Source organism: Bradyrhizobium sp. CER78, assembly GCF_029846235.1.
In the GTDB taxonomy this organism is placed as follows: domain Bacteria; phylum Pseudomonadota; class Alphaproteobacteria; order Rhizobiales; family Xanthobacteraceae; genus Bradyrhizobium.
On the sequence record NZ_JARVWP010000001.1, the window covers coordinates 243293 to 269983 of the forward strand.

General features: G+C 64.4%; 25 protein-coding genes. 6 read left to right on the forward strand and 19 right to left on the reverse strand.

Features of this window, described 5'->3' with window-relative positions:
• The 8 genes from QDT69_RS01055 to QDT69_RS01090 all read right to left on the reverse strand — a co-directional run bounded on the left by QDT69_RS01055 (position 1) and on the right by QDT69_RS01090 (position 11599).
• Positions 1 to 840, reverse strand: coding sequence for an enoyl-CoA hydratase family protein (locus QDT69_RS01055; RefSeq protein WP_279704827.1), 840 nt, complete (start codon positions 838 to 840; stop codon positions 1 to 3).
• Between the two features lie 10 nt (positions 841 to 850).
• Positions 851 to 1630 carry an SDR family NAD(P)-dependent oxidoreductase gene (locus tag QDT69_RS01060; RefSeq protein ID WP_279704828.1) on the reverse strand — a complete coding sequence of 260 codons (780 nt, stop codon included), beginning with the start codon at positions 1628 to 1630 and terminating at the stop codon, positions 851 to 853.
• Positions 1627 to 3942 carry a bifunctional salicylyl-CoA 5-hydroxylase/oxidoreductase gene (locus QDT69_RS01065; RefSeq protein ID WP_279705170.1) on the reverse strand — a complete coding sequence of 772 codons (2316 nt, stop codon included), beginning with the start codon at positions 3940 to 3942 and terminating at the stop codon, positions 1627 to 1629. Before QDT69_RS01065 ends, QDT69_RS01060 begins: the two co-directional genes overlap by 4 nt.
• Positions 3943 to 4592: 650 nt before the next feature.
• Positions 4593 to 6131 (reverse strand): sugar ABC transporter ATP-binding protein, encoded by a 1539-nt coding sequence (locus QDT69_RS01070; protein ID WP_279704829.1) that lies wholly within the window; start codon positions 6129 to 6131, stop codon positions 4593 to 4595.
• Positions 6128 to 7249, reverse strand: coding sequence for an SMP-30/gluconolactonase/LRE family protein (locus QDT69_RS01075; RefSeq protein ID WP_279704830.1), 1122 nt, complete (start codon positions 7247 to 7249; stop codon positions 6128 to 6130). The genes QDT69_RS01070 and QDT69_RS01075 overlap by 4 nt, the downstream gene beginning before the upstream one ends.
• Positions 7249 to 9387, reverse strand: a complete 2139-nt coding sequence (locus QDT69_RS01080; RefSeq protein WP_279704831.1) for an SMP-30/gluconolactonase/LRE family protein — start codon at positions 9385 to 9387, stop codon at positions 7249 to 7251. The genes QDT69_RS01075 and QDT69_RS01080 overlap by 1 nt, the downstream gene beginning before the upstream one ends.
• A gap of 96 nt (positions 9388 to 9483) precedes the next feature.
• Complete coding sequence (locus QDT69_RS01085; RefSeq protein ID WP_279704832.1) at positions 9484 to 10509, reverse strand: sugar ABC transporter substrate-binding protein; 1026 nt, start codon at positions 10507 to 10509, stop codon at positions 9484 to 9486.
• Between the two features lie 64 nt (positions 10510 to 10573).
• Complete coding sequence (locus QDT69_RS01090) at positions 10574 to 11599, reverse strand: ABC transporter permease (protein WP_245321139.1); 1026 nt, start codon at positions 11597 to 11599, stop codon at positions 10574 to 10576.
• 91 nt (positions 11600 to 11690) lie between these two features.
• On the opposite strand from QDT69_RS01090, the gene QDT69_RS01095 reads away from it, so the two are divergent.
• Positions 11691 to 12686 (forward strand): LysR family transcriptional regulator, encoded by a 996-nt coding sequence (locus QDT69_RS01095; protein ID WP_279704834.1) that lies wholly within the window; start codon positions 11691 to 11693, stop codon positions 12684 to 12686.
• Positions 12687 to 12768: 82 nt separating this feature from the next.
• Here QDT69_RS01095 and QDT69_RS01100 read toward each other — a convergent pair whose 3' ends face one another.
• Together QDT69_RS01100 and QDT69_RS01105 are read right to left on the reverse strand one after the other, a co-directional pair.
• Positions 12769 to 13620 (reverse strand): SDR family oxidoreductase, encoded by an 852-nt coding sequence (locus QDT69_RS01100; RefSeq protein ID WP_279704835.1) that lies wholly within the window; start codon positions 13618 to 13620, stop codon positions 12769 to 12771.
• A 4-nt stretch (positions 13621 to 13624) separates the two neighbouring features.
• Complete coding sequence (locus QDT69_RS01105) at positions 13625 to 14182, reverse strand: carboxymuconolactone decarboxylase family protein (protein WP_074131100.1); 558 nt, start codon at positions 14180 to 14182, stop codon at positions 13625 to 13627.
• Positions 14183 to 14388: 206 nt separating this feature from the next.
• On the opposite strand from QDT69_RS01105, the gene ilvD reads away from it, so the two are divergent.
• Positions 14389 to 16233, forward strand: a complete 1845-nt coding sequence (gene ilvD / locus QDT69_RS01110; RefSeq protein WP_279704836.1) for a dihydroxy-acid dehydratase — start codon at positions 14389 to 14391, stop codon at positions 16231 to 16233.
• A gap of 104 nt (positions 16234 to 16337) precedes the next feature.
• Here the strand turns inward: ilvD and QDT69_RS01115 are convergent, their stop codons facing one another.
• From QDT69_RS01115 to QDT69_RS01130, 4 genes are all read right to left on the reverse strand, one after another.
• Positions 16338 to 16553, reverse strand: a complete 216-nt coding sequence (locus QDT69_RS01115) for a hypothetical protein (RefSeq protein WP_279704837.1) — start codon at positions 16551 to 16553, stop codon at positions 16338 to 16340.
• A 484-nt stretch (positions 16554 to 17037) separates the two neighbouring features.
• Positions 17038 to 18099 (reverse strand): hydroxyacid dehydrogenase, encoded by a 1062-nt coding sequence (locus tag QDT69_RS01120; protein ID WP_279704838.1) that lies wholly within the window; start codon positions 18097 to 18099, stop codon positions 17038 to 17040.
• 15 nt (positions 18100 to 18114) lie between these two features.
• Positions 18115 to 19011: an amidohydrolase family protein gene (locus QDT69_RS01125; RefSeq protein WP_279704839.1), complete on the reverse strand. Its 897-nt coding sequence runs from the start codon at positions 19009 to 19011 to the stop codon at positions 18115 to 18117.
• Positions 19012 to 19013: 2 nt separating this feature from the next.
• Entirely contained in the window at positions 19014 to 19979 is a 966-nt protein-coding gene (locus QDT69_RS01130) for a tripartite tricarboxylate transporter substrate binding protein (protein ID WP_279704840.1), read from the reverse strand.
• 282 nt (positions 19980 to 20261) lie between these two features.
• Between QDT69_RS01130 and QDT69_RS01135 the strand changes: the two genes are divergently transcribed.
• The 4 genes from QDT69_RS01135 to QDT69_RS01150 all read left to right on the forward strand — a co-directional run bounded on the left by QDT69_RS01135 (position 20262) and on the right by QDT69_RS01150 (position 22495).
• A complete protein-coding gene (locus QDT69_RS01135; protein ID WP_050423987.1) occupies positions 20262 to 20813 on the forward strand; it encodes a thiamine pyrophosphate-binding protein in 552 nt (183 codons plus the stop codon).
• Between the two features lie 8 nt (positions 20814 to 20821).
• The gene (locus QDT69_RS01140) at positions 20822 to 21424 is read left to right on the forward strand and encodes a thiamine pyrophosphate-dependent enzyme (protein WP_279704841.1); all 603 of its coding nucleotides are present in this window, start codon (positions 20822 to 20824) and stop codon (positions 21422 to 21424) included.
• Between the two features lie 113 nt (positions 21425 to 21537).
• Positions 21538 to 21678 carry a hypothetical protein gene (locus QDT69_RS01145; RefSeq protein ID WP_279704842.1) on the forward strand — a complete coding sequence of 47 codons (141 nt, stop codon included), beginning with the start codon at positions 21538 to 21540 and terminating at the stop codon, positions 21676 to 21678.
• On the forward strand, positions 21671 to 22495 hold the full coding sequence (locus QDT69_RS01150; protein ID WP_279704843.1) for a three-Cys-motif partner protein TcmP: 825 nt from the start codon (positions 21671 to 21673) through the stop codon (positions 22493 to 22495). Before QDT69_RS01145 ends, QDT69_RS01150 begins: the two co-directional genes overlap by 8 nt.
• Here QDT69_RS01150 and QDT69_RS01155 read toward each other — a convergent pair.
• The 5 genes from QDT69_RS01155 to QDT69_RS01175 all read right to left on the reverse strand — a co-directional run bounded on the left by QDT69_RS01155 (position 22472) and on the right by QDT69_RS01175 (position 26550).
• Positions 22472 to 23230 (reverse strand): DUF5131 family protein, encoded by a 759-nt coding sequence (locus QDT69_RS01155; RefSeq protein ID WP_279704844.1) that lies wholly within the window; start codon positions 23228 to 23230, stop codon positions 22472 to 22474. The two genes, QDT69_RS01150 and QDT69_RS01155, sit on opposite strands and share 24 nt — an antisense overlap.
• Positions 23231 to 23362: 132 nt before the next feature.
• A complete protein-coding gene (locus tag QDT69_RS01160; protein ID WP_279704845.1) occupies positions 23363 to 24424 on the reverse strand; it encodes a 2-dehydropantoate 2-reductase in 1062 nt (353 codons plus the stop codon).
• Positions 24425 to 24625: 201 nt separating this feature from the next.
• Positions 24626 to 25015: a DUF1236 domain-containing protein gene (locus tag QDT69_RS01165; RefSeq protein ID WP_279704846.1), complete on the reverse strand. Its 390-nt coding sequence runs from the start codon at positions 25013 to 25015 to the stop codon at positions 24626 to 24628.
• Between the two features lie 216 nt (positions 25016 to 25231).
• Positions 25232 to 26014, reverse strand: a complete 783-nt coding sequence (locus tag QDT69_RS01170) for an NYN domain-containing protein (RefSeq protein WP_279704847.1) — start codon at positions 26012 to 26014, stop codon at positions 25232 to 25234.
• A 128-nt stretch (positions 26015 to 26142) separates the two neighbouring features.
• Positions 26143 to 26550, reverse strand: a complete 408-nt coding sequence (locus QDT69_RS01175; RefSeq protein ID WP_146984792.1) for a hypothetical protein — start codon at positions 26548 to 26550, stop codon at positions 26143 to 26145.
• Positions 26551 to 26691: the final 141 nt, after the last annotated feature.

Sequence of the window (26691 nt, forward strand, 5' to 3'; positions counted from 1 at the left end):
TCAATTGCCCTCGAAGGCGGGTTTCTGCTTGGCGGCGAAGGCCTCGAAGGCGCGGCGGAAATCGCCGGTCACCATGCAGATCGCCTGCGCCTGCGCTTCGGACTCGATCATCTCGTCGACGCCCATCGCCCATTCCTGGTTGAACATCGTCTTGGTCACTCCATGCGCGAACCACGGCCCATCCGCGAGCGAGCGCGCCATGTCGTGCGCGGCTCCAGCGAGCTCCGCCGCCGGCACCAGGCGGTTGTGGAAGCCCCACGCAAAGCCCTCGTCGGCGCTCATCGCGCGGCCGGTGTAGAGCAGATCGGCCGCATGGCCCTGCCCGATCACCCGCGGCAGCAATCCGCACGCGCCCATGTCGGCGCCGGCAAGGCCGACGCGGGTGAACAGGAAAGCGGTCTTGGCCTGCGGTGTTGCCAACCTGAGGTCGGACGCCAGCGCCAGCATCGCGCCGGCCCCGGCGCAGATGCCGTCGATCGCGGCGACGATGATCTGCGGGCACTTGCGCATCGCGCGCACCACCTCGCCGGTCATTCGGGTGAAGGCGAGCAGGTCCGGCATCGCCATCCGCGTCAACGGCTCGATGATCTCGAACACGTCGCCGCCGGAGCAGAAATTGCCCTCGGCACCGGTCAACACAATGGCGCGGACGTCGGAGGCGTATTTGAGGCTGGTGAAGAGGTCGCGCAGCTCCTCGTACGACTCGAAGGTCAGCGGGTTCTTCTTATCCGGCCGGTTCAGCGTGATCGTCGCGACGCGGCCGCTCGCGTCGACCTGCCAGCGGAAATGCTTTGCGGGATAATCCTTGAACGGCCGGAGCTTTGTTTTCATCTCGGACATGATTTTTCCTTCACCCGGTAAAGACTTCGCCGCCGGCGATCGCGACGGCTTGTCCGTTGATTGACGATGCGCCCTCGGAGGCAAGCCAGAGGATGCTGTCGGCGACCTCCTCAGGCGTGACCAGCCGCTGCATCGGATTGACCTTTGCCAGCGCCGCGCGCGCTTCTTGCTCGCTGCGTCCGGTCTTGGCGACGATGTTCGCGGCGGCATCCGCCACCAGCGGCGTATCGGTGTAGCCGGGGCAAACCGCATTCACCGTGACGCCACGCCGCGCGTATTCCAAGGCGAGCGAGCGCGTCAGCCCGACGACGCCGTGCTTGGCCGCGACATAGGCGGAAACATAAGCGTAGCCGGTGAGGCCCGCGGTCGACGCGACATTGATCACGCGCCCGCGGCCGCGCTGCGCCATCCCAGGCAGCACGGCTTGCGTCACCAGGAACACGCTCGAGAGATTGCTCGCCAGCATGTCGGCCCACAGCGCAGCATTCGTCTTGTCGAACGGCGCGCTGCCGGCCTTGCCGGCATTGTTGACGAGGATATCGATCGGCCCGGCCGCGGCCTCAATCTGCGCGACACCTTTGGTCACCGCGGCTTCGTCAGTCACGTCGATCGACACGACGGCGCCCGCCTGCTTGCCGAGCGACGCTGCCGTCGCCTTCAGCGCCTCGATCCGGCGCCCGGCGATGCTGACGCGCACGCCGGCATTCGCCAGCGCGATCGCCGTGGCAGCGCCGATACCGGAACCGGCGCCGGTCACCAGCGCATGTGCGTTGGGCCAGAAGCGTGTCATGCCTTCCCTCCCGCTGCGGCGCGTTCGAGATTGGCCTCATATTGCGACTTGCCTGACAGATACTGCTTCGGCCAGGCGATCTGCTTGACGCCGATCTTCGCCGCCTCGTGCAGTGTCCAGGCCGGATCGGCGAGATGCGGCCGGGCGATGGCGCAGAGATCGGCGCGGCCTGCGGCGATGATCGAATTGGCGTGATCAGCCTCCGAGATCGCGCCGACCGCAATGGTGGCGATGCCGACCTCGTTACGGATCTTGTCGGCGAACGGCGTCTGGTAGAGCCGGCCATAGATCGGAAGGTCGTCGGCCCAGACCTGACCGGACGAGCAATCGATCAGGTCCGCGCCGGACTGCTTGAACAGTTTCGCGAAAGCCAGCGCGTCCTCGGGCGTGTTGCCGCCCTCGGCCCAGTCGTGACAGGACAGGCGGACCGACATCGGCTTGTCCTCCGGCCACACCGCACGGATGGCGCGGAACACCTCCAGCGGATAACGCGCGCGGTTCTCGATCGATCCGCCATAGTCATCGGTGCGGCGGTTGGTCAGCGGCGACAGGAAGCTCGACAGCAGATAGCCGTGGGCGCAGTGCAACTCCAGAATATCGAAGCCTGCGCTTGCAGCGCGCCGTGCCGCGGCAACGAACTGGTCGCGCACCTCGTCCATCTCGGCGCGGCTCATCGGCTCCGGGATCTGGCCGTCGGGCAGATAAGGCACCGGAGAGGCCGACACCAGCGGCCAGTTATGGTCGGGCAACGGCTCGTCCATGCCCTCCCAGGCAACACGCGTCGAACCCTTGCGGCCGGCATGGCCGAGCTGGATGCCGATCTTCGCGTCCGAATTGCGATGCACGAAGTCGACGATCCGCTTATACGCCGCCGCCTGCGCGTCATTCCACAGTCCGCAGCAGCCGGGCGTGATCCGCGCCTCGGGCGAGACGCAGGTCATCTCGGTGAACAACAGGCCGGCGCCGCCGAGCGCGCGGGAGCCGAAATGCACCAAATGGAAGTCGTTCGGCACGCCCTCCTCCGCCGAATACATCGCCATCGGCGAGACGATGATCCGGTTGTGCAGCGACAGGCCACGGATACGGAACGGCGTCAGCATCGGCGGCGTGACCCGGTCATTGGTGGCGGGGACGCCGTTGCGCTCCGCGAACCAGCGCTCATAGCCTTCGAGCCAGGTCTTGTCGCGCAGCCTTAAGTTCTCGTGGCTGATGCGCTGCGAGCGGGTCAGCAGCGAATACATGAACTGCTCGGGCTCGAGCGTGTCGGCATAGCGCGAGCCGACCACCTCGAACCATTCCATCGCGTTGCGCGCGGCGTTCTGGATCCGCGCCACGTCGACGCGCCGCAGTTCCTCGTACGCCTTCAGCACGGCGGGAATGCTCTCGCGCGTTGCGCCGTGGATCTTGAACTGGTTGGTGAGCTCGATCGCATCTTCCAGCGCGAGCTTGGTGCCCGAGCCGATCGCGAAATGCGCGGTGTGGGCGGCATCGCCCATCAGCACGACATGGCTGTTGCCGTTGAACGCGGTCCATTTGCCGCAGATCAGCCGCGGGAACGACAGCCAGGCCGAGCCGCGCAGATGCCGCGCATTGGAGACCAGATGATGACCCTCGAGGATCTCACTGAACACGTTCTCGCAGAACGCGATGGAATCGCCCTGCCCCATCTTGTCGAGGCCGTGCGCGAGATACGCCTCTTCGGTGGTCTCGACGATAAAGGTCGCCGCGCCCTCCTCGAACTTGTAGATGTGCGCCTGGAACCAGCCGTGCTCCGTCTTGCGGAAGTCGAAGGTGAAGGCGTCGAAGGGCCTGACGGTACCCAGCCAGATGTAGCGGTTCGGCCGCATCAGCATGTCGGGCTGGAAGGTCTCGGCGAACTTGACGCGAACCTTCGAATTCACGCCGTCGCACGCCACGATCAAGTCGGCATCGGGGAACTCGAGGTCGGAATTCACCTCGCGCTCGAAGATCAGCTCGACGCCGAGCTCCTCGGCCCGCGCCTGCAGGATGTTGAGCAGCCGTTTGCGGCCGATGCCGACGAAGCCGTGCCCGGTGGTGCGCATCCGGCGGCCCTTGATCAGGACCTCGATGTCGTCCCAGTGATTGAAGGCCTGCTCGATGGTGTCAGCGGTGGCCGGGTCCCATTTGCGCATGTTGTCCATGGTCGCATCCGAGAACACCACGCCGAAGCCGAACGTGTCATAGGGCCGGTTGCGCTCGACCACGGAGATCACGTGCGTGGGATCCAGCATCTTCATCAGGATGCCGAAGTAGAGCCCGGCCGGCCCGCCTCCAATGCAAACGATGCGCATGGCGTTCTCGCCTTTCGGTTTGAGCATGATCTTCTCGAAAAACCGGTTGCCACTTTTTCGGATCATGCTCTGGCTTCGGCGGCCGGGGTATGGACGCGGCCTGTTCCCAGGGGCCGACGCAGGGGATAATATTTTATACTTAAAATAATTGTCAAGGGCGGGTTCACCACCCTCCCCTGGAGGGGGAGGGTCGGATCGCGTTGAGCTAAGCGAGACACGATCCGGGGTGGGGTGACGGTCCTCTCCGCATCCAACGGTACTCGTGTTGAGAGATCACCCCACCTCGGTCCGCATTCCGCTTCGCTCCATGCGCACCGATCCTCCCCCTCCAGGGGAGGATGAGCGCGCTTGCGGAGCACTACCGATCCACTCCGTCATCGCCCGGCTTGACCGGACGATCCAGTATTCCAGAGGCAGTTGTGCTTGTACCGATAGGCCGCGGCGTACTGGATCGCCCGCTTTCGCGGGCGATCCAGCGTGGAGTACGGCTTGTTTCTGTCATTCCGGGGCGGCCCGAAGGGCCGAGCCCGGAATCCATCAGGCCGCATCATGCGCGGCCGAATGGATTCCGGGCTCTCGCTTCGCGAGCCCTCAGGTGCGCAATTGCGCACCGGGGAATGACGATGGGGAAGAGTTCGCGCCGGCCGCCCTCAATGCACCGCGGCATACAGGATCTTGTCCTGGGTCGCATCCGCGGCGTCGAACTCGGCGACGATGCGGCCGGTGCGGGCGACCAGGATGCGGTCGGAGACGGCGAGGATCTCCGGCAGGTAGGACGAGATCACCACCACCGCCTTGCCCTCGTCGGCGAGCCGGCGGATTTCGCCATGGATGTGCGGGATGGTGCCGACGTCGACGCCGCGCGTCGGCTCGTCGAAGAAGATGATCGACGGCTCCTGCACCAGGGTCTTGGCCAGCACCACCTTCTGCTGGTTGCCGCCGGACAGTTCGATGATCCGCGCCTTGCGCTGCAACGCGCTGATCTTCAACCGGTCGACCCAGTAGTTGGCGAGCTTGCTGCGCTTGGCGCGCGACAACAGGAAGCTCCATCCCTTCTTTGTAGCGAGGCTGCCGATATAGACGTTGTCGTCGACCACCATGGTTTCGAAGAAGCCGTTCGCCTTGCGGTCCTCGGTGATGTAGGCGATGCCGTCATTGATCGCCTGCCGCGGCACGCGGTAGCGGATCGGTTTGCCGCGCAGCCGGATCGTGCCGCCATTGACCAGGTTGCGCTTCAGCGCGCCGTAGATGATTTTTGCGATCTCGGTACGGCCGGAGCCGATCAGACCGGCGATGCCGACCACCTCGCCGGCATAGACCGAGAACGACATGTTCTTGACAGCCATGCCCATGGTGACGTTCTCGACCGTCAGCACCTTCTCGCGGCGCTGATGAGTCTTGGCCTTGCCGCCATAGACCGCCTGCGCCACCTCGCGCCCGACCATGTGCTGCACCAGCGCATCGCGGGTGAGCTGCTTGGCGGGCGCCGTGATCACCAGCTTGCCGTCGCGCAGCACGGTGATGCGGTCGGCGATCTGCAGCGATTCCTCCAGCGCATGCGAGATGTAGATGATCGAGACGCCGCGGGCGCGCAGGTCGCGCACCAGATGGAAGAAGTGGACGATCTCCTCCGGCGTCAGCGACGCAGTCGGCTCGTCGAAGATGATGATGCGCGCCTTGTTGTAGATCGCGCGCGCGATCTCCACCATCTGCTTCTTGGCGGTGCCGAGCAGCGCCACCGGGGTTGCCGGATCGACGTGGAAGTTGAGCGACTGCAACAGCTGCTGCGCCTGGATGTTCAGCGTGCGGAAGCGCGTCAGCAGCTTTTCGTTGCCGAGCTCGATGTTCTGCGCCGCGGTCATGGTCGGCACCAGGCTGGTCTCCTGATAGACCATGCAGATACCGGCATCGAGCGCATCGCGCGGCTGCTCGAAATTGGCAGGCTTGCCGTCGAGCAGGTAGTCGCCGGAGGTAAGATTGATCGCGCCCGCGATCGCCTTGCACAGCGTCGACTTGCCGGCACCGTTCTCGCCGACCAGGGCGTGCACCTCGCCGGGATAAAGGTCGAAATTGACGCCCTCGATGGCGTGGACGCCGCCATAAATCTTGGAGCCGTTGCTGATCCGCAGCACCGGCTCGCGGGTAGCGGAGGGTGTCGCGGTCGCAGCCTGCATCACGCCGTCATTCATCGCAGGTCTCCCGTATAGCGCAGCAATCGACCGGCGCCGCGCGCCGCGATGACGATCCCCGATGGCATGGCGCAAGCGGCGGTGATGCCGTGGAAACGGCCGCCGGCACGGCTGTGCAGGCTGTCGGTCGCATCGCCTTCGGCGTCGAGATGCACCAGCAGGCCATAGGAGCGCGGCGGCGCCCATGGCTTCTGGATGCCGAGCGCCTTGACGCTGCCGATCTGCATCGGCTCCAGGCAATCGCTGCCGCCGACCAGCGCCGGCGCCACCCAGTATTCGGGCGGCATCGTCGCCATCATCTCCTCGCGGAAATCGTCTTCCTTGAGCACGAACTCGATCAGATGGGTGCGGCGCGCGAACATGCCGAGCAGAAGGCCGCCATGGCCATCCGGATGCAGCCGCGCCGGATAACCCGGCATGTTGGCGGCGATGGTCTCCCGCGGGCCAAGCCCGTTGGCGGTGAGAGCAAACCGGCTCAGGCGATGCGCCCAGCTCTCGGTGAGCCACAGGCTGTTGCCGTCGGCCGAAACCATCACGCCATAGGGATATGGCAGGTCGCGCAGCAGCACCTGCGGATTGTCGAGGCCGGCACCGCAGCTGATCAAGCGGCCATTGGCGCGCTTTTCCATCAGATCGTGCCGCCACTCGCCGGGTCGGCGGCCGATGCTGCCTTCGACCGCATAGATGCGGCCATCGGGCGCTGCCGTGACCGACAACAATCCTGTGAGCGCGCTGCCGCCGACAGCGTCCAGCCAGCGCGGCGCAGGCCTTGCGGGATCGATCGCGGCAAGCCCCCTGCCCGCGACGCAGACCAGGAGGCGACCGTCCGGATGCAGCGCCAGCCCGCCGGCATCGTCCTCGAACTCGACGATGACGGTGCGGGTCGAGAAATCCGCACCGCTCAGCTTCAGCACCTGGCGGCCGGCGGAGACATAGATCGCGCCGTCGCCGGCGGCGATGACGTCGTCGACGCCGGGCAAGGGCTCGACGATCGGCACGGCGGTGTCGAGCCGGTCGTTCGGGCTCAGCGCACCGTCGAGCGGCGGGATCGCGTTCTGGCCGCCGTCGCGGTCGACGACGCTGCGGATGTCGCGCAGCAGATGATCGAAGAATCCCATTATTTCGTCACCCTGCTCTTTGCGCCCCAATAGGCATCGTAGCCTGTCCAGCTGTCGTCGACGCCGTCGAGCTTGATGCGGCCGATCCGGTTGTTCTCGAGCCCGCCGAGATAGAGATAGCCCTGATGCTCGCGCATCGAGGTCAGGGTCGAATGCGAGATTCCGGTCGGATCCCACCACGACTCCAGCGCCTCGCCCTTCTCGTTGAACTTGAGCACGCAGCCATGATTGAGCGCGGGCGCCAGCCATTCGTCGGTCGGCACCTGCTTGACCATGCGCAGCCGGAATCCGGGCTTTCGCGCGGCGAGGTCGAAGGTCGGGGTGCGGATCCCGACCAGGGCCAGCCAGTAGGTGCCGTCGGAAGCGCGGTTGATGTTGTCGGGATTGCCCGGCAACTCATCCATCAGCACCTCGGTCTTGCCCTTGTTCGGCCCGTCGATCCAGTGGCGGAACACCTTGCACAGCGAGGTCGACGCAATCAGGATCGACTTGCCGTCATGGGAGACGCAGATCCCGTTCGGGAAATAGAAGTGGTTGATCACCGTGCGGGTGGTCTTGGTCGCCGGGTCGTAGCAGACCACGCGGCCGTTCGGCCGGCCCTCGAGGATGTCGAGGGTGTTGGTGGTCATCTCGTAGCGCGTGGTGCAGTCGCTGAAATAGATCTTGCCGTCGGGCGCGATGTCGAGATCGTCGGCCATGCGCAGGCGGCTGTCGTCGTTCAGCTTGTACCAGGTGCGGTTGGTCTCGTCGGTGACCTTGAAGATGCGTCCGTCGGGCGCGACGCCGTAGACGCCCATGCCGGCGACCGCGACGATCAGGTTCTCGTCGCGATCGAACTGCATGCCGAGCGGCCGGCCGCCGATATGGGCGAACACCTCGCGGGTCTTGAAGTCAGGCCCGGAGAAGCGGATCACATTGCCGTCGCGGGTCGAGCCGTAGAGCCGGCCCTGGCGGTCGAGGATGACGTCCTCGGGACCCTCGACCTGATCGACGCCGATCGCCTGCGCCTTGATCAGCCGATCGTTCTGCGCGTAGGGCGATGCCGCGCCGGGCTGCACCGCGGGCGCCGAGGCCAACGGCACGAAGGCCGGATTGACATAGATCTTCTGGATCGCCTTGCCGCGGTTCTTCGACCATTTGACGTCGATGCCGACGGCCGCGAGCAGGATCATGCCCGTCACCGCCGAGGTGACGTAGCCCGGGATGCCCATGCGCACGAGGCCGTTGATCAAGAGGAAGATGATCAGCGCGCCGATCATCGCCCGCCACACCGTGCCCTTGCCGCCGGCCAGCGACACGCCGCCGAGCACCACGGCGGTGAGCGCCTGGAATTCCCAGCCGACACCGGTGGTGGAATCCGTCGAGGCCTGCCGTGCGGCGTAGAAGACGCCGCTCGCCGCGCACAGCGTGCCCGACAGCACATAGGTCATGAACAGCATCAGGCGGACGCGGATGCCGGCGTGGCGCGCCGCCTTGCGGCTGGCGCCGATCGCGGTGAGATGCCAGCCATAGCGCGAGCGCGACAGGAAGATGTGGCAGATCAACAGCACCACGAACAGCGTCGCCGCATTGACGGGAATGCCGAGCACGCTGCCGCCGCCGATGAAATCCCAGGCGTCGCTGTCGATCGAGTTGGTCGCGAACACCTGGGCATAGCTGGTGTTGAGCAGATTGACCGAGGCGCGCAGGATGATCAGCGTCACCAGCGTGGTCAGGAACGGCCGCGTCTTGAGGAAGCCGATCAGGAAGCCGTTGATGCTGCCGAGCAGCGCGCCGACCAAGAGCGTCGCCGGCACCGCGAGGCCGACCGGCCATTCGCGCACCAGCAGGAAATACAGCGCCGCGAAATTGCACAGCGCGAAGATCGCGCCGACCGAAAGATCGATGCCGCCGGTGACGAGGCAGAAGCCCATCGCGAGCGCAACGAAGCCGAATTCGGCGAACAGCCGCAGCAGCGACACCGAGTTCTGCACCGAAGCGTAGTCGGGAATGGTGAGCGCGAAATACGCCCACAGCCCGATCATCACGGTGAATGGAACGACCGGCTCGAACCACTGTTTCAGCAACAGCTCCGACAGCAGGAGCCGGGGTGAGAACCGCCGCACCGACGCGGCAAAGGAATCAACGGCCATCGACATCAAAGCACTCCCTCGATCCGGTTTCACGTGTCCGGATTCTGATCCTTGTCACAGCCGGCGCGGGAATGCCCCCCGCGCCGGCTGCCCCGCGCCTTGTTAGTTTTTCTTGGGTAGCGCGAAACAGGTGCCGCCGAGCGAAGCGTTCGACTTATCGATCCAGATCGGCCGCGTGTAGTAGGACAGGTTCTTGGTGCCGGGCTTATCGCCGGACATCAGCAGCGTCTCGGCCGCGAACATCAGATCGTGGCCCTGTTCTGTCGCCTTGTAGCTAAGGAACTTGCTGAAATTGCCCGACGTGACCTGGTCGCAATCGAGCTGCGAGCCCTCGCCCGAGGCGAACACCTTGACGTCGTCGATCTTGCCGGCATTGCGGATCGCTTGTGCCGCGCCCGACTCCATGATGCCCCAGAAGCCGATCGAGGCGCAGAGGTCGGGATGCTGCTGGATCACGGTCGCGGTGATGTTGAGCGCGGTGTTGGCGTCCCAGTTCGCCGCCTGGTTCGACACCACCTTGATGTTGGGATCCCTGTTCAGGACGTCCATGATGGCGCCGACCTGGTCAACGCTGGCGGCCGCGGTCAACTCGCCCTGCACGATCTGCACCTTGCCCGACTTGCCGGAGCCGGTGCCGCACGCCTTGACGGCTTCGTTGGCGAGCAACCTGCCGATCTCGCGCCAGTCGACGCCGACGAAGGCGCCGGACTTGTAGTTCGAGGCCATGTTGACCTGGATGACATGCGTGCCCTGGGCCTCGGCGCGCTTGAGGTCCTTCATCAGCAGCGTCACGCTCGGGTTCTGCACGATCAGCACATCAGGCTTCTGGTCGACGAGCGCGGTCAGTGCCTGCTGCATGGCGGATGGATTGTTGTTGGGATCGCGCACGACGTATTTCATGCCGCGCCACTCGGCCTCTTCCTGCACCACGCGGCCCCATTCATCGGACAATGGCACGCCGAGCGCGATCGGCAGATAGGCGATGGTCTTGCCTTGCAGCGACTTGTCGTAGGCGGCGCGCAACTCGCGCCCGGCCTTGGTGCCCTCCTCCTGCGCCGATGCCGCGAACGGCATTGCGGCAACCGCCACACCGGCGAGCAGGATCGTCCAGAACTTCGTCGTCTTCATCGTCTCCTCCACAAGAAATTCTTTTGATTGATTTGGGATTGTTTTGATTGATTGGCGCGAAAGACTAGTCCCCTTGCCGCGCGGTCTCCTCGTCGCGGGGATGCAGCCAATTGTCGAGCACGATCGCGGCCAGCAGCACCACGCCCTTGATGATGTTCTGCACCTCGCTGTTGACGTCCATGATGGTGAAGGCGTTGAGCAGCGTGCCGATCAGGACGCAGCCGACCACGACGCTGAACACGCTGCCGCGGCCACCGATCAGGCTGATGCCGCCGATCACGACGACCAGCACGACGTCGAAGATCATGGTGCCTTGCGTGATCGCCATCTGCATGCTGCCCGTGGTGCCGACCCAGACCAGGCCTGCAATCCAGGCGAGCAGCGCAACCAGCACGTGCTCCAGCACAATCAGCGGCCGCAGCGGAATGCCGGTCAGCCGCGCGGCCTCCGGATTGTCGCCTTGCGCGTAGATGAAGCGGCCGATCGAGGTGCGCGACAGGAACAGGTGCATCGCGATCGCACAGGCCGCGAACACCAGGATCGGAACCGGGACGCCGAACAGCCGTCCGGCGCCGAGATACATCAGGCCCGGCGCGTCCTTCGGCGCGTAGACCACCCAGGCCGGCGCGATCCAGAACGCGAGACCATAGATCACGAAGCCGGCGGCCAGCGTCACGAACAGCGCCGGCGCCTCGACGAAGGCGACCATCACGCCGTTGACGACGCCGATCAGGACCGCAATTGCCAGCGCGAGCAGCACTGCCGTGAAAACGGGCATGCCGTTCTGCATGTAGATCAGCGCGATGGCCCAGGAACCCGCCATGATCGCGACCTCGGAGAGGTCGATGCCGCGGCTGATCACGATCAGGCCCATGCCGAGGCCGAGCACGCCGAGGATGGATATACTGCGCAACAGATTGAGCAGGTTGGAGACGGTGGCAAAGCCGTTCAGCGTCAGGCCGAACACCACCAGAAGCGCGATCGTGATCAGGAGCACGATCTGCTCCTGGCTCGGCTTGGCGAACATTGAGCCCGAGCGAGATGATGCCGCAGGGACAGCAACGCCGCGCGATGGCGATTGCACGCTCATCGTTTCCTCCAGGTATTATTTTGCTTGAGACTTTAAGAGTGGCAACTCATATTCGTCAAATGCATTCGACGGATACGGATTGATTATTTCCATGCATGTGCGCGATATCGATCTGAACCTGTTCGTGGTGTTCGACGCGATCTATTCCGAGGGCGGCGTCAGCCGCGCCTGCTTCCGTCTCAACCTGACGCAGCCCGCAGTGAGCCACGCGCTGAGCCGGCTGCGCGCGATGTTCAACGATCCCCTGTTCGTGCGCCGCCATCACGTGATGACGCCGACGCCGCTGGCGCGTCAGATCATCACCACCGTGCGCCAGGCGCTCAATGGCCTCGAGACGACGCTGACCCACACCAACCGCTTCGATCCGGCCAAGACGCCGAAGCGGTTCGTGATCGGCCTGCGCAACAATCTCGAGGCGCCGATGCTGAGCGCGCTGATCAACCGGATCAGCAGCGTCGCACCGCTGGTCGAGATCGCCACGGTGCGCAGCGAGCGCAACAATCTGGAGCGTGAGCTGGCCGCCGGCACGCTCGACGTCGCGATCGATACGCTGCTGCCGCTCTCGACCGAGGTGCGGCGCGAGCAGATCCTGACCGAGCATATCGCGGTGTTCGCCCGGCGCAGCCATCCCGAGCTACGCGCGCGGCTCGACAAGAAGGCTTACTTGCGCATGGAGCATGTCTGCGTGACGTCGCGGCGCAGCGGCGTGTCGTTTGAGGATTTTCAGTTGCAGCGCCTCGGCCTGACGCGCACTGTCCGCCTGACCTGCCAGAATTTTGCAACCGCCTGCCATGTCGTGAGCCGCAGCAACATGCTGCTCACGGCATCCGAAAGCGCCGCCTCGGTGCTGGAGGATCCCGGGTTGCTGCAGTGCTTCCCCTGCCCGTTCCCGATCAGCCCGCACGTCAACTATCTCTACTGGCATGCCACCGCCGAGGGCGACACCACCAATCAATGGCTGCGCGAGCAGCTGCGCGCCGCCGCCGCGCTGCTGGCGGGCAGCCGTTTCAGCAAGAAGAGCCGCCGCGCCGCAAAGACGGGCCCGAAGGTGGCGCTTCCGATTCCGACCAGCATCGCCGCCGAATAGCGACGCGCTGGCGCGAGCCACCCGCATCGCATCTTCGATGCGATGCGACCTCCCCCGCAGGCGGGAGAGGTGCAGCAGTCCGCTACATCCCGCTCAGCCCGCTATCCACCGCCAGCGTCTGTGCGGTGACGTAGACGCTTTCATCCGACATGAAGAACAGCACGGCATAGGCAATCTCCCATGCTGTCGCCTGGCGGCCGAACGGGACCTGGCTCTTGCCGCGCGACGGCCGGCCGGCGCCGGCCTCGCGGCCGTTCGGCGTATCGACCAGCCCCGGATAGACCAAATTGGCGCGGATGCCGCGCCGTGCGCCGGTATGGGCGATGTTGCGCATCAGACCGCCGAGCGCGGCCTTGGAGGAATCATACACCGCCATCTGCGATCCCGCCTTCAGCGCCGCGATCGAGGAGATGAAGACGATCGAGCCGCCGTCCGCGAATTTCGGCAGAGCGGCGCGGCAGCACAGCATCGGGCCGCGGACATTGACGTCGTAGATCCTGTTCCATTCCTCGGCGCTGACATTGTCGAGCCCGGTCTTGCCGAAGGTGCCGATGTTCAGCACCATGCCGTCGAGCCCGCCCATCGCGTGATGAGCTTCATCGATCATCCTGATGACGTCGGCCTCTTTGGTGACATCGGCAGCGATCGCGAAACCACGGCCGCCCTCGGCCGCGATGCGCGCGACCGTGTCCTCCGCGGAGGCGCGGTTGAGGTCGGCGACCGCGACCTGCGCGCCCTCGCGCGCGAACAGCAGGCTCATGGCGCGGCCGTTGCCGATCGGATCGGTTGCGGCATTGAACACGCGCTGGCCGCCGCCGACCACCAGGATGCGGCGGCCGTTGAGGCGTCCCCTGCCCGGCGCCGTGCCGGACGATTCCGCGCTCAAGGGACGGACATGGCGCTCCGGCTTGGGGTCTTGCGAGATCTCCGGCATCCGATCACCCACGCTTCTTGCCGCTCTCGTAGACCACCATGCCGGCGGCCGGATCGAGATCGGTCTCGGTCGCCTCGGTCAGCCGCGCCATCATCATGTAGAAACCGAGCGCGACGATCGTCTCGACGATCTCCTGATCGCTGAAATGCTTACGCATGGCGGCGAAGGCCGCATCGCCGACCCGGACCTTCTCGACCACCTCGCGGCCGAAGCCGAGCAGCGCACGCTCGGCAGCGTTCAGCGAAGCATCGTCGTAATGGCCGCGCTCGACGGCATCGATCTGCGCTTGCGTCACGCCGACGCCGAGCGCGATCGGCACGTGCTGGCGCCACTCGTAGGCGCCGCCCTCGAGCTGCGCGGCCTGCAGGATCAGCAGTTCGCGATTGACCGCGGAGAGCTTCTGCTTGTGCAGGATCGAGTTGGCGAGCCGCATCAGGGGCATCGCATTGGTCTCGGCATGGGCCATCATGCGGAAGATGTTGAGCTTGACCGGCATGCGGTCGAACGCCATGCGGATGTCGCCGCTCGTGGTATCCGGATCAATCAAAGGCAGCCTTGCCACGCGCCTCTCCCAATCTTCGTTTGTTCGTTGTTGTTGCGGTCCGTGCGTCCACCTAATGCTGCGGGCGGACCGAGATCAAGCCGACCGTGCCGGATTGCCCGAATTGCGGGGTTCTGCCATGCGGTTCCGCGCTTGAATCCATATCCGCGGGCGGGCATAAGGGTCGCCATCTCCCCGAAAAAATGACCTTAGCCCAAGGATTTATGATGCCCGCCTATCGCTCCCGCACCACCACCCACGGCCGCAATATGGCGGGTGCTCGCGGCCTCTGGCGCGCCACCGGCATGAAGAACGAGGACTTCGGCAAGCCGATCATCGCGGTAGTCAATTCCTTCACCCAGTTCGTGCCCGGCCACGTCCATTTGCAGAATCTCGGCCAGCTCGTGGCGCGGGAAATCGAGAAGGCCGGCGGGGTGGCAAAAGAGTTCAACACCATCGCGGTCGATGACGGCATCGCGATGGGTCATGACGGCATGCTCTACAGCCTGCCGTCGCGCGAGCTGATCGCCGACAGCGTCGAATACATGGTCAACGCACATTGCGCCGACGCGATGGTCTGCATCTCCAACTGCGACAAGATCACCCCCGGCATGCTGATGGCGACGCTGCGCCTCAACATCCCGACCGTGTTCGTCTCGGGCGGCCCGATGGAATCGGGCAAGATCCTGCTCAAGGGCAAGAAGCGCGCGGTCGACCTGATCGACGCGATGGTCGCCGCCGCCGACTCCAACGTGTCAGACGACGAGGTCGAGGTGATCGAGCGCTCGGCCTGCCCGACCTGCGGCTCCTGCTCCGGCATGTTCACCGCGAACTCGATGAACTGCCTGACCGAGGCGCTCGGCCTCGCGCTGCCCGGCAACGGCTCGGTGCTGGCGACCCATGCCGACCGCAAGAGCCTGTTCGTCGAGGCCGGCCACCTGATCGTCGATCTCGCCCGCCGCTATTACGAGCAGGACGACGAAAAGGTGCTGCCGCGCAACATCGCGAACTTCAAGTCGTTCGAGAACGCGATGACGCTCGACATCGCGATGGGCGGCTCGACCAACACCGTGCTGCATCTGCTCGCCGCCGCCCGCGAGGGCGAGGTGCCGTTCACGATGGCCGACATCGACCGTCTTTCCCGAAAAGTGCCGGTGCTGTGCAAGGTCGCGCCCTCGGTGCAGGACGTCCACATGGAGGACGTGCATCACGCCGGCGGCATCATGGCGATTCTCGGCGAGCTCGACCGCGCCAAGCTGCTCACGACCGACGGCCCGACCGTGCACGCCGCGACGCTGGACGACGCGCTGAACCGCTGGGACGTGGTGCGGACCACAAGCGACAAGGTGCGCAACTTCTATCGCGCAGCTCCCGGCGGCGTGCCGACCCAGGAAGCCTTCAGCCAGGACCGCCGCTTCGACGAGGTCGACCTCGATCGCGAGAAGGGCGTCATCCGCGGCGCCGCGCATGCCTATTCCAAGGACGGCGGTCTCGCCGTGCTGTTCGGCAACCTTGCGGAGGACGGCTGCATCGTGAAGACCGCCGGCGTCGATCAGAGCATTCTGAAGTTCTCAGGTCCCGCCCGCATCTTCGAGAGCCAGGACGCCTCGGTCGAAGCCATCCTCACCAACAAGGTGAAGGCCGGCGATGTCGTGCTGATCCGCTATGAAGGTCCGCGCGGCGGCCCGGGCATGCAGGAAATGCTCTACCCGACCAGCTATCTGAAATCGAAGGGGCTCGGAAAGGCCTGTGCGCTGATCACCGACGGCCGCTTCTCCGGCGGATCGTCGGGCCTGTCGATCGGCCACGTCTCGCCGGAAGCCGCCGAAGGCGGCCTGATCGGCCTCGTCGAGGAAGGCGACATCATCGAGTTCGACATCCCGAACCGCAAGGTCAACCTCAAGGTCGACGATGCCGAGCTCAAGCGCCGGCGTGCGGCGATGGAAGCCAAGGGCAACGCGGCATGGAAGCCGGCGGCGCCGCGCAAGCGCGCGGTCTCGACCGCGCTGAAGGCCTATGCGGCGTTCGCCAGCAGCGCAGCGAAGGGCGCGGTTCGCATCCTACCGGAGTAATATGCGCGACCTGGGCCGCTTTTGGCTAGTCTCACGGCAGCTGCACCTCTCCCGCTTGCGGGAGAGGGAGCACATGGCGGATGTGGCTGCCACTCGACCTGACGTCAGCTCACGTGCAAATCGGCCGCCTCGATCCGGATGCGGTCGGCATGCAGTGACCAGTCGCACAGCGACTGTTCCTGACAAAATTTGAGCTTGGCCATCTCGGTGGCCTGGCCTTCGCTCGCGGCGTCGATCTCGAGCGCGCCCTGGCAAACCTCGCGCTCGCGGCCATTGCCGCCGAGCACGTCCTTCATGAAATGAACGACGAAACGTGACATGGAACCCTCCCTGCTGGACCGGCAGAGAGCCGGAGAGGTACCACGCTAGCACTAACGCGAAATGGGGTTGAGTTAATTCGGAGGGGTCGCGTGCGACCGTTCGCAGCGGGAAAACTACGCGCCGGCCTGCGGCAGGCTGGCGGCCGCGATCGCGACGATCTGCGCAATGCGGCGACCGATCTTGGCGGGCGCGTTGCGGAGCAATGACTGGACCTGTCGCATGACGCAGCTTCCTTCCGTGCCCGGAATGGTCCGGCACATCAGGAAAATGGCGATTTCGGGCTAAGTCGTCGATATCTCAGGGAAAATAACAACACAGGCACTGCGCGACGATCGTTTGGCAGTAGGTTTGTTGCCTCAATCGCAGCGGGGACGAAAGAGATTTTCTTCGGCGTTTTGACCTGCATTTCGCCGCACGGCCCACCCCGCCCTCCCCCGCAAGCGGAAGAGGGAGCCGACGGTCAGTGCAAGCCGCGCGATCGGTCTAACCCGCACCCCTACCCGGCATAAACCCGAACGCCTTCTCGAACCGCTTCGCATAGACCGGCCAGACCTCGGGGTTGATGATGCGCGGCGGGCGTTTGCCGTCGAGCGCGTCGAGGATCTGCTCGGCCGCGATCCGGCCCATGTTGATGCGCGCTTCGCGGGTGACGCCGGCGGTGTGCGGACTCGCCAGCACATTGTCGAACTGCAGTAGCGGGTGGTCCGGCGGCGGCGGTTCCTTGGCCCAGACGTCGAGGCCGGCACCGGCGATGCGTTTCTCCCGCAGTGCCTCCTCCAGCGCCTTCTCGTCATGGATGAAGCCGCGCGCGGTGGTGACGAAGTGGGCGTGCGGCTGCATCAGCGCGAATTCACGCGCGCCGATCATGCCCCGGCTCTTGCTGTCCAGCGGACAGGAGATCGAGACGAAGTCCGCCCGGCGCAGCAGATCGTCGAGCTCGACCTTCTCCCCGCCCCGCTTCGCCATCTCCTCTGCCGTCAGATACGGATCGTAGGCGATCACCTTCATGTGCAAGAGGCCCTTGCACAGCTCGGCGATGCGGCGGCCGACATTGCCGAGGCCGACGATGCCGACGGTCTTTTCGTTCAGCTCGTTGCCGATCAAATCGTTGCGGTTGACGTTGGCCTCGCGCCGCAGCCTGCGGTCGGACTGGATGATCCGCTTCGACAGCGTCAGCATCATGCCGAGCGCGTGCTCGGCGACCGAGTTGGCGTTGCCGCCCGATTGGTTGACGACCAGCACACCCGCGGCGGTGCAGGCCTCGACGTCGACGGGATCGAAGCCGGCGCCGTTCGAGGAGACGATCAGGAGGTTCGGCGCGCGCTGCAACAGCTCGGCATGGGCATGGAAATGCGGCGCCAGCTCATCGCGGGCCGCGCCGATCTGGTAGGCATGCGCGTCGGCGAGCACGGGCGCGAACACTGGCTCCGGGGTCTCGTTCTCAAGACGATCGAGCCGGACATCCGGCCGCTTCTTCAGGATATCGACGTAGATCTCGTGGGCGAGGTATTTGACGTAGAACACGCGCTTGTTGTTGACGGTCATGTCTTCGAGCAGCTTTCAGTTTGGGAAGCCATAGAGTCGTGCAGGATTGTCGACGAGGATGCGGTGCCGGGTCGCCGTATCCGGCGTCCAGTCCTGGAACAGCGTCAGCAGATGGCCGGCGTCGGGCATCTCGCCCTCGACCCGCGGATGGGGCCAGTCGCCGCCCCACACCAGCCGCTCTGGATTGGCGGATACCAGCGCCTCATGGAACGGCCGTGCATCCGGATAATCCGGCGCCCGCTGGCTCAGGCGATGGGCACCCGAGAGCTTGGCCCAGCACCAGCCTTCGCCGATCGCGCGCAGCAGACTCTGGAAGCCCGCGGTGTTGATGCCGGCGGCAGCATCGGTGCGGCCCATGTGATCGACCACGACCGGCAGACCCAACGCCTTCAGCGTCGGGATCGTGTCGGGCAGATCCTTGACGTCGATCCAAAGCTGCAGATGCCAGCCGAGCTCGGACATCACGGCCGCGTGCGTCTCAGCGACGCCGAGCGGAATGCCGCCGCGATAGTGCAATCGCCCGCCGCGGAAGAAATGGTTGAAGCGCAACGCGCGCACGCCGAGCACATGCCATTGCCGCAGCGTGCCGGCCGCGACCTCGGCATCGGCCACCGCGACGCCGCGCAGCCGCGCCGGCTCGCGCTGCAACGCATCCAGCATCGCCGAATTGTCGCGGCCATGCGCACTGCCCTGCACAAGCACGCCACGGGTGAAGCCGAGCGCATCGAGCATATCGAGGTATTTTTGCAGCGGCGCATCCGGCGGGGTGTAGCTGCGATCATTGGCATAGGGGAAGCGGTCGGCCGGGCCGAACACATGCGCATGCGTGTCGCAGGCCTTCGCCGGCAGCTTCTCGCGCGGCGGCGTGACGGGTCGCGGCGGCAGGCAGGCGGGAATCTCTGATGCGGCCATCGCTATTCCGCCTTCATGCCGGCGGCCTTGATGATCGGCCCCCATTTGTCATAGTCGGCCTTGATCTTGGCGGCGAATTGATCGGGTGTACTCCCGATCGGGATCGCGCCGAGCTTGCCGAGCCGCTGCTTCACGTCATCGGTATTCACCGCCGCGACGAAATCATGGGAGATTTTTGTAACGAGATCGGGCGACATGTTGCCGGGACCGAGCAGCCCCCACCACACCTCGGTGTCGTAGCCCGGCACGGTCTCCGACATGCTGGACACATCGGGCAGGAACGGCGCCCGCGAGGCGGTCGTCACCGCCAACGCGCGGACCGTGTCGGCTTGCAACTGCCCGACCGATTCCGGTCCGTTGTTGAACGGCATCGGAACTTGTCCGCCGAGCAGATCGTTGATCGCGGGCGCGCCGCCCTTGTAAGGGATCGCACTGATCTCGATTTTTGCGAGGTTGTTAAGCAGCTCACCGGCGAGATGGGTCGAGGTGCCGTTGCCGGCATGGGCGAAGGAGAGAGTACCCGGCTTCGCCTTTGCCACGGCGATGACGTCGCCGACCGACTTGAACGCGGAGTCCGCGCGCACCAGCAACACGTTGGGCGACGACGCGAGCAGCGAGATCGGCGAGAAATCCTTGAACGTGTCGTAGGGCAGCTTCGGATACAGGAATGGGTTGGTGGCGTGGCCGCTCGCCACCATGATCAAATTGTAGCCGTCGGGCGCGGAGCTTGCGATCGCCTGCGAGGCGATCACCCCGCCGGCGCCGGGCCGGTTCTCGACCACGATCGACTGCGTCCAGCTCTTCGATACCGTTTCGGCCAGCGTCCGCGTCAGCACGTCGACGCCGCCGCCGGGCGGATACGGAACGAGGATGTGAACGGCCTTGGCCGGGTATGGCTGCGCGGACGCAAGACCGGCCACAACCATGGCCGCTGCCGCAATGGCGGTCCGCCAGACCCATCCGGCCATCGACGCCTCCCGTCCCGTTCCGTCCCTTTGTCGTTACCGTCTGTATCGCACGCCGGTTCGGCACAGCGATGGCCGAATTCCGCAGGTCGCGTTGCGGCGGCGGCATGTTGACAATCACAGGCACCGCGTCAAGTTTCGATCCGCAAGCGGCTACTAGAGCGTTTTCGAGCGATGTGGATACCGGTTCGCGTCAAGAAAACGCGTCAGTAAGAAAGCTGGAGCTCCGTTCTGATCCAATCAGAACGGAAAGAGCTCCAGCGTCGCACGAGCAGGGAGAACAGGATGGCGGCCGCGGAACAAGCCTCGTCCCAGAAGACGGCGACCACCTGGCACGGCATCGTGCTGCAGACCCTGAAGCGGAACGAGATCAAGCTGGTGCCCTACGTGCCTGACCGAGTGCTGACCACGCTAATCAAGGACCTGCACGCCGATCCGTATTTCACGACATTTCCAACCGCGCGCGAGGAAGAGGCGGTCGGCATCATCTCGGGCGCCTGGATGGCTGGCATGCGCGGCGCGGTGCTGATGCAGACCTCAGGCTTTGCCACGCTCGCCAACGTGCTGGCCTCGCTCGCGGTGCCCTATCAGATTCCGCTGATCATGTTCGTCTCCGAGCGCGGCACGCTCGGTGAGTTCAATTACGGCCAGGCGCTGGTCTGCCGCACGATGCGCCCGGTGCTGGATTCGCTGGCGATGGAGCACCACACCATCACAAGACTCGACGAGCTCGAATTCATCGCCGACCGCTCGATCAAGCAGGCCGTCACCACCCAGGCGCCGGTGGCGCTGATCCTCTCGCCGCTATTGACCGGTGGCAAGACCTTCGACAAGTGAGATCAGCCATGACCAACATACCCGCGCGCAACACCAAGGTGATGAACCGCTTCGAGCTCACCCGGCGCCTCGTCGCCGGACTGAAGGATGAAGCCGTGATCGGCGGCATCGGCAACACCAATTTCGATCTCTGGGCCGCCGGCCACCGCCCCGAGAATTTCTACATGCTCGGCAGCATGGGCCTCGCCTTCCCGATCGCGCTAGGCGTTGCCCTCGCGCAGCCCAAGCGGCGCGTGTTCGCGCTCGAAGGCGACGGCTCGCTCCTGATGCAGCTCGGCTGCCTCTCGACCATCGCGACGCTGGCGCCGAAGAATCTCACCATGGTGGTGATGGACAACGGCATCTACCAGATCACCGGCAGCCAGCCGACCCCGGCCGCCGGCCATGCCGATCTCGTCGCAGTCGCGGTCGCCAGCGGCATCGCCAACAGCTCATGGGCCGCCGACGAGGACGATTTTGAGCGCCTGATCGCGCAGTCGAAGCAGGCCGCAGGCCCGACCCTGATCGGCGTCCGTATCGACGACAAGCCCGGCACCGGCACCACCCGCCGCGACCCCGCGCAGATCCGCGAGCGGTTCATGCATGGCATGGGGGTACGGCAGCCTTTGTAGGGCAAGGCGAGTACCAAAGTCGCAGCGCAATCGCGCGACCATTTAACTCGCTAAAGGATACTTGCACTCGCGCTCTGGTTGCGATTAGCTCGCTGTGTAGCTGGGGCTTTTTTATGATCGATTTGTTCAGCGCGGCATTCGCCGCGACCAATTTTTGCGGCATCACGCGGCAGCAATTACCACAGCTCGAACACAAGCCTCAGGGTTGGCTGTCGATCGCAGCTATTCACAATGGTGGCCGACATCATGGGTGAACTCGTCGAGGGAGACGATGGCCTCCACGTAGAGGAAGTCGGGCGATGGGCAAAAGACAAAATCGCTTCTCTATGTCGCTACATCGAGATTTCGCGCGCCGTGCGCAAGAAGTGGCTGGGCCCGGGAAAAGGTGGCGCCGCCTACGTCGAGCTTTTTTGCGGCCCCGGACGATCCAAGGTAAGGCGAACGAACGAATACATCGATGGCAGTTGCGTGGCCGCTTGGAAGGCGAGCGTCGCATCTAAAGCTCCATTCAGCACAGTCTATGTTGGCGACGCGGATGAGCACCGAAGGTCGATCGCCATCGAACGCTTGAGAAGAGCCGGCGCGCCTGTCGTAGAGTTGCACGGAAGTGCCGTCCAAGCTGCCCGCGAAGCTCGCTCCTTGCTCGGCCTGAATGGACTCAACTTTGTGTTCGTTGATCCCTACAATCTCGGCGCATTTGAATTCGATGTGATGAAGGCATTCGCGGGCCTTCGCTACATCGACATGCTTGTGCACATCAGCAAGATGGATCTTCAGCGCAACACCGGAATGAACGTCAAGGCTCAACAATCAGCCTTTGACAGTTTTGCTCCCGGCTGGCGGTCCGCTGTCAACCTAAATCAGCGTCATCCGGCGATCCGTCGTGAGGTGTTCGAATATTGGCGCAGAAAAGTCGCCGAACTCGGCATTTCCACTTCAGCAGACATGCAATTGATTACCGGAGAAGGTGGTCAGCACCTGTACTGGCTGACTCTCGTCGCCAAACATGTTTTGGCGCACAAATTCTGGAAGGACGCCTCTAACAGTTCAGGACAGCGCAGCCTCCTCTAGAACAGGCATCTCATCATAAGTTCTACCGTTCAATTCGCGCCCTGCCGCCTTCTTGTTTCTTCCGCCCCATTGCTTGAAGAAAAATGCAGTGCCATGTCTCCGACAAGCAGCCTCGATTTCGTCAACCCATGCAGGTTTCATCAGACGTGCGCCAGGCCCACTCTCGCCGCCGACAATTGCCCAGTGAATGCCTCTGAGATCTGCACGAGCAACCGAGCCTATCAACGGCTCAAACGAGATGAATCTCACAGCAGCACGCACACGGCGCAGATCATCAATGCGATTGAGATAGTCCGCACTTTCAACACTAGTGCCGAGCCAAACATTGCGCAGGACTGGCAGCGCCGCGGTTAACTCGGCCATTTGGTCAGGCCGTTTAGTCAAGATTTGGTAAGTGTGATGCGGCGTCTCCCGCATCGTCGACCAGACGTCGGCCACGAATGACGCGGGCACGTGCGTGTGGAACAGGTCCGACATCGAGTTGACGAAGATTTGGCGCGGCTTTCGCCAAGTCTTGGGTACTTCGAGGGACTTCCGGTCCAAGTATACCTTGCCGGTCCATTTGGCCCGGCCGCCGGTCTTTCGCGTGAGGTCGCGGTATTTTTCAACACCCATAGCCTCGAGACGGGCGGCCATCCGCATGGCGTAGCAATTGGTACACCCCGGTGAAAGGATCGTGCACCCGGCGACAGGATTCCAAGTCGCGTCGGTCCACTCAATTGTGGTCTCGGCCATGCGCTTCTCCTATGTGAAAAATATCCTGACATCGGATGGTAAATCAACCCTAAATGTTCTTTATTTGTTCTAACGCAATATGCTTATCTATTTGAATTTATTAGCGTCATGTTACGTCGCGGGGAACCTGAACTAATTCATCCGCAGCTCCGTGATATGCCTTTGATCCGGCTTCAGCTCGCCGCGTTCGACGCGCTTGACGATGTCGGTCAGCGCGGCGTTGGCGTTGCAGGCAAGGCCGAGCTTCTCGCCCTCGCGCACCACAAAGCCGTTGAGGAACTCGATCTCGGTGCGGCGGCCCTTCTGCATGTCCTGGCCCATCGAGGGACGCTGCGCAGATGAAGTGCGCTTGGCATCCTTGAAGCGCTGCTCGTCGCAAGTGCGTATCGCGGCCTCGTCGCCCTCGCCGGCGCGGGCGATCGTCTCGGGCGGAAGCTGCAGGATCTCCTCGAGCTGATAGCCCTGCGCCTGGCCGACCCGGATCGCCTCGCTGCCGAGCCGGGTCGAGAACCGGCGCAGCGGTTCGCTTTGCAGCACCTCGCCGCCCGCTAGACCAGTGCAGGCCGACAGCCCGTTGCCCATCACATTGGCGACGAGCTTGGACCAGCGCTCGCCCCAGAGATTGCCGGTCACCTTGGCGCTATCGGAATAGCCGACCAGCCGGCACACCTCCTCCGCCCGCGCGGTGATGCGGCCATGCACCTCGCCGGCGCGAAACACGGTATGCGCGGCGCCGCCCTTGCCGGCGCCGCGGTGGATATGGCCGGGCTCAGGCAGATTGACGGTGATGCCGCTGGCGATGCAGCCGAGCGTCTTGCCCCAGCCGACGATGCCGGCGATCGTCTCCTCGTTCATGCAGTTTTGCAGCGAGACGACGTAGCCGTCCGCCGCCAGATATTGCCGGATCAGCATGGTGGCCCAGGCCGTGTCGTAGGACTTCATGCAGACGAAGGCGATGTCGACCGGCTTTTCCTTGGCCAGCTGCTGCGCGTCTGTGATGTGCAGCGCACGCACCGGCACCGAGAACTCGGCAACATCCATCGCATGGGTGACACGCAGTCCGTGCTTGCGCATATGCTCGACATGCTCGGGCCAGGGATCGATGAAGGTGATGTCCTCACCCGCCTGCGCCATATGCGCACCGGCATAGCCGCCGACCGCACCCGCGCCGACGATCGCGATCTTCCGACCCATGTTTCCATCCCCTGCTTTTGTCCGAGGGCAGACGCTTGCTGCGTCCGTTGCCGAGCAGTCTAGGGGATCGGGCGGTCAGGCCAACCGGTGGCTTCATGAAAAAACCGAGCCTGTGCCATGCCGGTATTCATGGGACCGAAGAAAATCCCCGCGGGCGATGTGCCCGCGAGGATGTCCGCAGTCAGATGAAGCTAGGCGCGATCAGTCGATGATCCTGACGACCCGGTGGCTGCGGGCGTCCACGATCACGCGGCGATCATTGACGACCGCATAGCGATATTCGGTGTAGCGCGGCACCGGGCGCAGCACGACGGTGTCTGGCAGCGGCTCGCCGACCACCACGCGTTCACGCACCACGACCGACGGCTCGCCACGCGGGATCGAGGTAATCACCGCATTCGGAATCTCGAGGCCGGCGCCGACCGCAGCACCAACCGTGCCGCCGACGATCTCGCCAACCGGGCCCGCAATCTCGCCGCCGGCCCGCGCACCGTTGGCGGCGCCCGCAGCAGTCGTGGACTGCGCGAAGGCCGAACCGGACGCGAGCAGCGACGCAGCAACGACAAGGGAAACAGCAAAACGCTTGTTCATGATTCTCCTCCTCCGAGTTGATCGACGCACCTCAACATCGCAGCGAACGAGACGTTCCAGTTCCAGCGCCGCAACTTGCACGCAAATTCCAGTTCCCTCGCAACCCGCTTTGGTTCCAGCACAAATGAAATAGCCGCTCCGGATAGCGTCCGAAGCGGCATTCATCGTTGGTTCAGATTCAGAAGATGTTCAGAGCGGCCCAGCGCCGCGCGCTTTTCATTCCGGCGGATTCTGACCGGCTCGCCGTCTTGGCGCTCGCCGTCTCGGCTGCGGCGCAGCGGCCGGCTTGATGCGGATCCGCATCGCGCCGCCCTTCGGATGATCGATCTCGAAGGCGTTGGTCCTGCGCACCAACTCGCCCAGGGTGCGGAAGCCGTAAGTCCGTTGATCGAAATCCGATGCGACATTGGCGAGCTGGCGTCCGACCTCGCCAAGCGTCACCCAGCCGTCCTCACTGGCGATCTGGCCGAGCACCTTCTTGATGATCGGCGTCGCGGCCTCGGGCGGCTGCAACGGCTGGGCCCGCGCGGCCGAGTCCTGGTTGCTCACCGCGCCGCCGCGCAAATTCTCGGTGTAGACGAACCTGCGGCAGGCCTGCCGGAAACTTTCCGGCGTCTTCTGCTCGCCGAACCCGAATACGTCGATGCCGTGCTCGCGGATGCGGGCGGCAAGCCGGGTGAAATCGCTGTCCGACGACACCAGGCAGAAACCATCGAACCGGCCGCTGTGCAGCAGGTCCATCGCGTCGATCACCAGCGTGATGTCCGATGCATTCTTGCCCGTCGTATAGGCGAATTGCTGCTGCGGGATGATGGCGTGCTTGGACAGGATTTCGGCCCAGCCCTTGGACCTCGGATTGGAGAAGTCGCCATAGATGCGGCGCACGCTGGCCTCGCCGATCTTGGCGATCTCCTCGAACAATCCATCGGCGATCTTTGCGGATGCATTGTCGGCGTCGATCAGGACGGCGAGACGGGGCGAGCGAAGTTCGGACGGCATGGGATGTCTCAGCTGGGACGCGATGGATCAAGATTCGCACATCGCCCGTCCCAAGCATAGACGACAGGCATAGACCAAGTGGCCGCCGGACGGACGTTCGCCGCCACGGCAACTGCCCGCGGTGCGGGTCAGATCACCTCGCCGAGGTCGATTGCTCGCCTGGCGAACTCGATGGCCTTCTCGGCGGTGATCGCATCCGCTGTGGTCGTGGCCTCGTCGCGCACCGACGGCGGCGAGGCGATTCGGATCTTCTTGCCGTTCGAGCGGCGGATGGTCGCGCGCCAGCGATCGACATCGCGGCGGTAGGCATCGATGACAAAGTCCCGGTAGGCGACGCCGCTCATCAGCGGCTGAAGCGTTGCCATCTCGGCACCAGCCGGACGGCTCGCGATCTCGCGCACCATCTCGACAATCGTCTCGACGGCGTGCTCACGCGCGACGCCGGTCACGTCCCTGAGCAGATAGCTCACCGCCGCGCCGATCTGCGCCCTGGCGCGATCGTCGCTCGCAAAATCCGAATCGACCTGAATTGACATGATGGGGAAAACGCCTCCATGCAACCAAGAGACGTTTAGTCGGCTCCCCATTAAAGCCGGATTATCGGTTAGCCCCCGATTTCTCGGATGCCGTTAACCGGGTCTTGATGCCGCTTCGGAACCTGTCCGAAGCGGCATCAA

Coding starts and splice junctions, on each gene's coding strand:
- QDT69_RS01085 (WP_279704832.1), bottom strand. CDS start 10,509: ATGAAGACGACGAAGTTCTGGACGATCCTGCTCGCCGGTGTGGCGGTT.
- QDT69_RS01120 (WP_279704838.1), bottom strand. CDS start 18,099: ATGACCGTCAACAACAAGCGCGTGTTCTACGTCAAATACCTCGCCCAC.
- ilvD (WP_279704836.1), top strand. CDS start 14,389: ATGCCCGCCTATCGCTCCCGCACCACCACCCACGGCCGCAATATGGCG.
- QDT69_RS01115 (WP_279704837.1), bottom strand. CDS start 16,553: ATGTCACGTTTCGTCGTTCATTTCATGAAGGACGTGCTCGGCGGCAAT.
- QDT69_RS01155 (WP_279704844.1), bottom strand. CDS start 23,230: ATGGCCGAGACCACAATTGAGTGGACCGACGCGACTTGGAATCCTGTC.
- QDT69_RS01055 (WP_279704827.1), bottom strand. CDS start 840: ATGTCCGAGATGAAAACAAAGCTCCGGCCGTTCAAGGATTATCCCGCA.
- QDT69_RS01090 (WP_245321139.1), bottom strand. CDS start 11,599: ATGAGCGTGCAATCGCCATCGCGCGGCGTTGCTGTCCCTGCGGCATCA.
- QDT69_RS01145 (WP_279704842.1), top strand. CDS start 21,538: ATGATCGATTTGTTCAGCGCGGCATTCGCCGCGACCAATTTTTGCGGC.
- QDT69_RS01125 (WP_279704839.1), bottom strand. CDS start 19,011: ATGGCCGCATCAGAGATTCCCGCCTGCCTGCCGCCGCGACCCGTCACG.
- QDT69_RS01060 (WP_279704828.1), bottom strand. CDS start 1,630: ATGACACGCTTCTGGCCCAACGCACATGCGCTGGTGACCGGCGCCGGT.
- QDT69_RS01170 (WP_279704847.1), bottom strand. CDS start 26,014: ATGCCGTCCGAACTTCGCTCGCCCCGTCTCGCCGTCCTGATCGACGCC.
- QDT69_RS01140 (WP_279704841.1), top strand. CDS start 20,822: ATGACCAACATACCCGCGCGCAACACCAAGGTGATGAACCGCTTCGAG.
- QDT69_RS01080 (WP_279704831.1), bottom strand. CDS start 9,387: ATGTCGATGGCCGTTGATTCCTTTGCCGCGTCGGTGCGGCGGTTCTCA.
- QDT69_RS01095 (WP_279704834.1), top strand. CDS start 11,691: ATGCATGTGCGCGATATCGATCTGAACCTGTTCGTGGTGTTCGACGCG.
- QDT69_RS01065 (WP_279705170.1), bottom strand. CDS start 3,942: ATGCGCATCGTTTGCATTGGAGGCGGGCCGGCCGGGCTCTACTTCGGC.
- QDT69_RS01130 (WP_279704840.1), bottom strand. CDS start 19,979: ATGGCCGGATGGGTCTGGCGGACCGCCATTGCGGCAGCGGCCATGGTT.
- QDT69_RS01165 (WP_279704846.1), bottom strand. CDS start 25,015: ATGAACAAGCGTTTTGCTGTTTCCCTTGTCGTTGCTGCGTCGCTGCTC.
- QDT69_RS01150 (WP_279704843.1), top strand. CDS start 21,671: ATGGGTGAACTCGTCGAGGGAGACGATGGCCTCCACGTAGAGGAAGTC.
- QDT69_RS01160 (WP_279704845.1), bottom strand. CDS start 24,424: ATGGGTCGGAAGATCGCGATCGTCGGCGCGGGTGCGGTCGGCGGCTAT.
- QDT69_RS01075 (WP_279704830.1), bottom strand. CDS start 7,249: ATGGGATTCTTCGATCATCTGCTGCGCGACATCCGCAGCGTCGTCGAC.
- QDT69_RS01175 (WP_146984792.1), bottom strand. CDS start 26,550: ATGTCAATTCAGGTCGATTCGGATTTTGCGAGCGACGATCGCGCCAGG.
- QDT69_RS01135 (WP_050423987.1), top strand. CDS start 20,262: ATGGCGGCCGCGGAACAAGCCTCGTCCCAGAAGACGGCGACCACCTGG.
- QDT69_RS01070 (WP_279704829.1), bottom strand. CDS start 6,131: ATGAATGACGGCGTGATGCAGGCTGCGACCGCGACACCCTCCGCTACC.
- QDT69_RS01100 (WP_279704835.1), bottom strand. CDS start 13,620: ATGCCGGAGATCTCGCAAGACCCCAAGCCGGAGCGCCATGTCCGTCCC.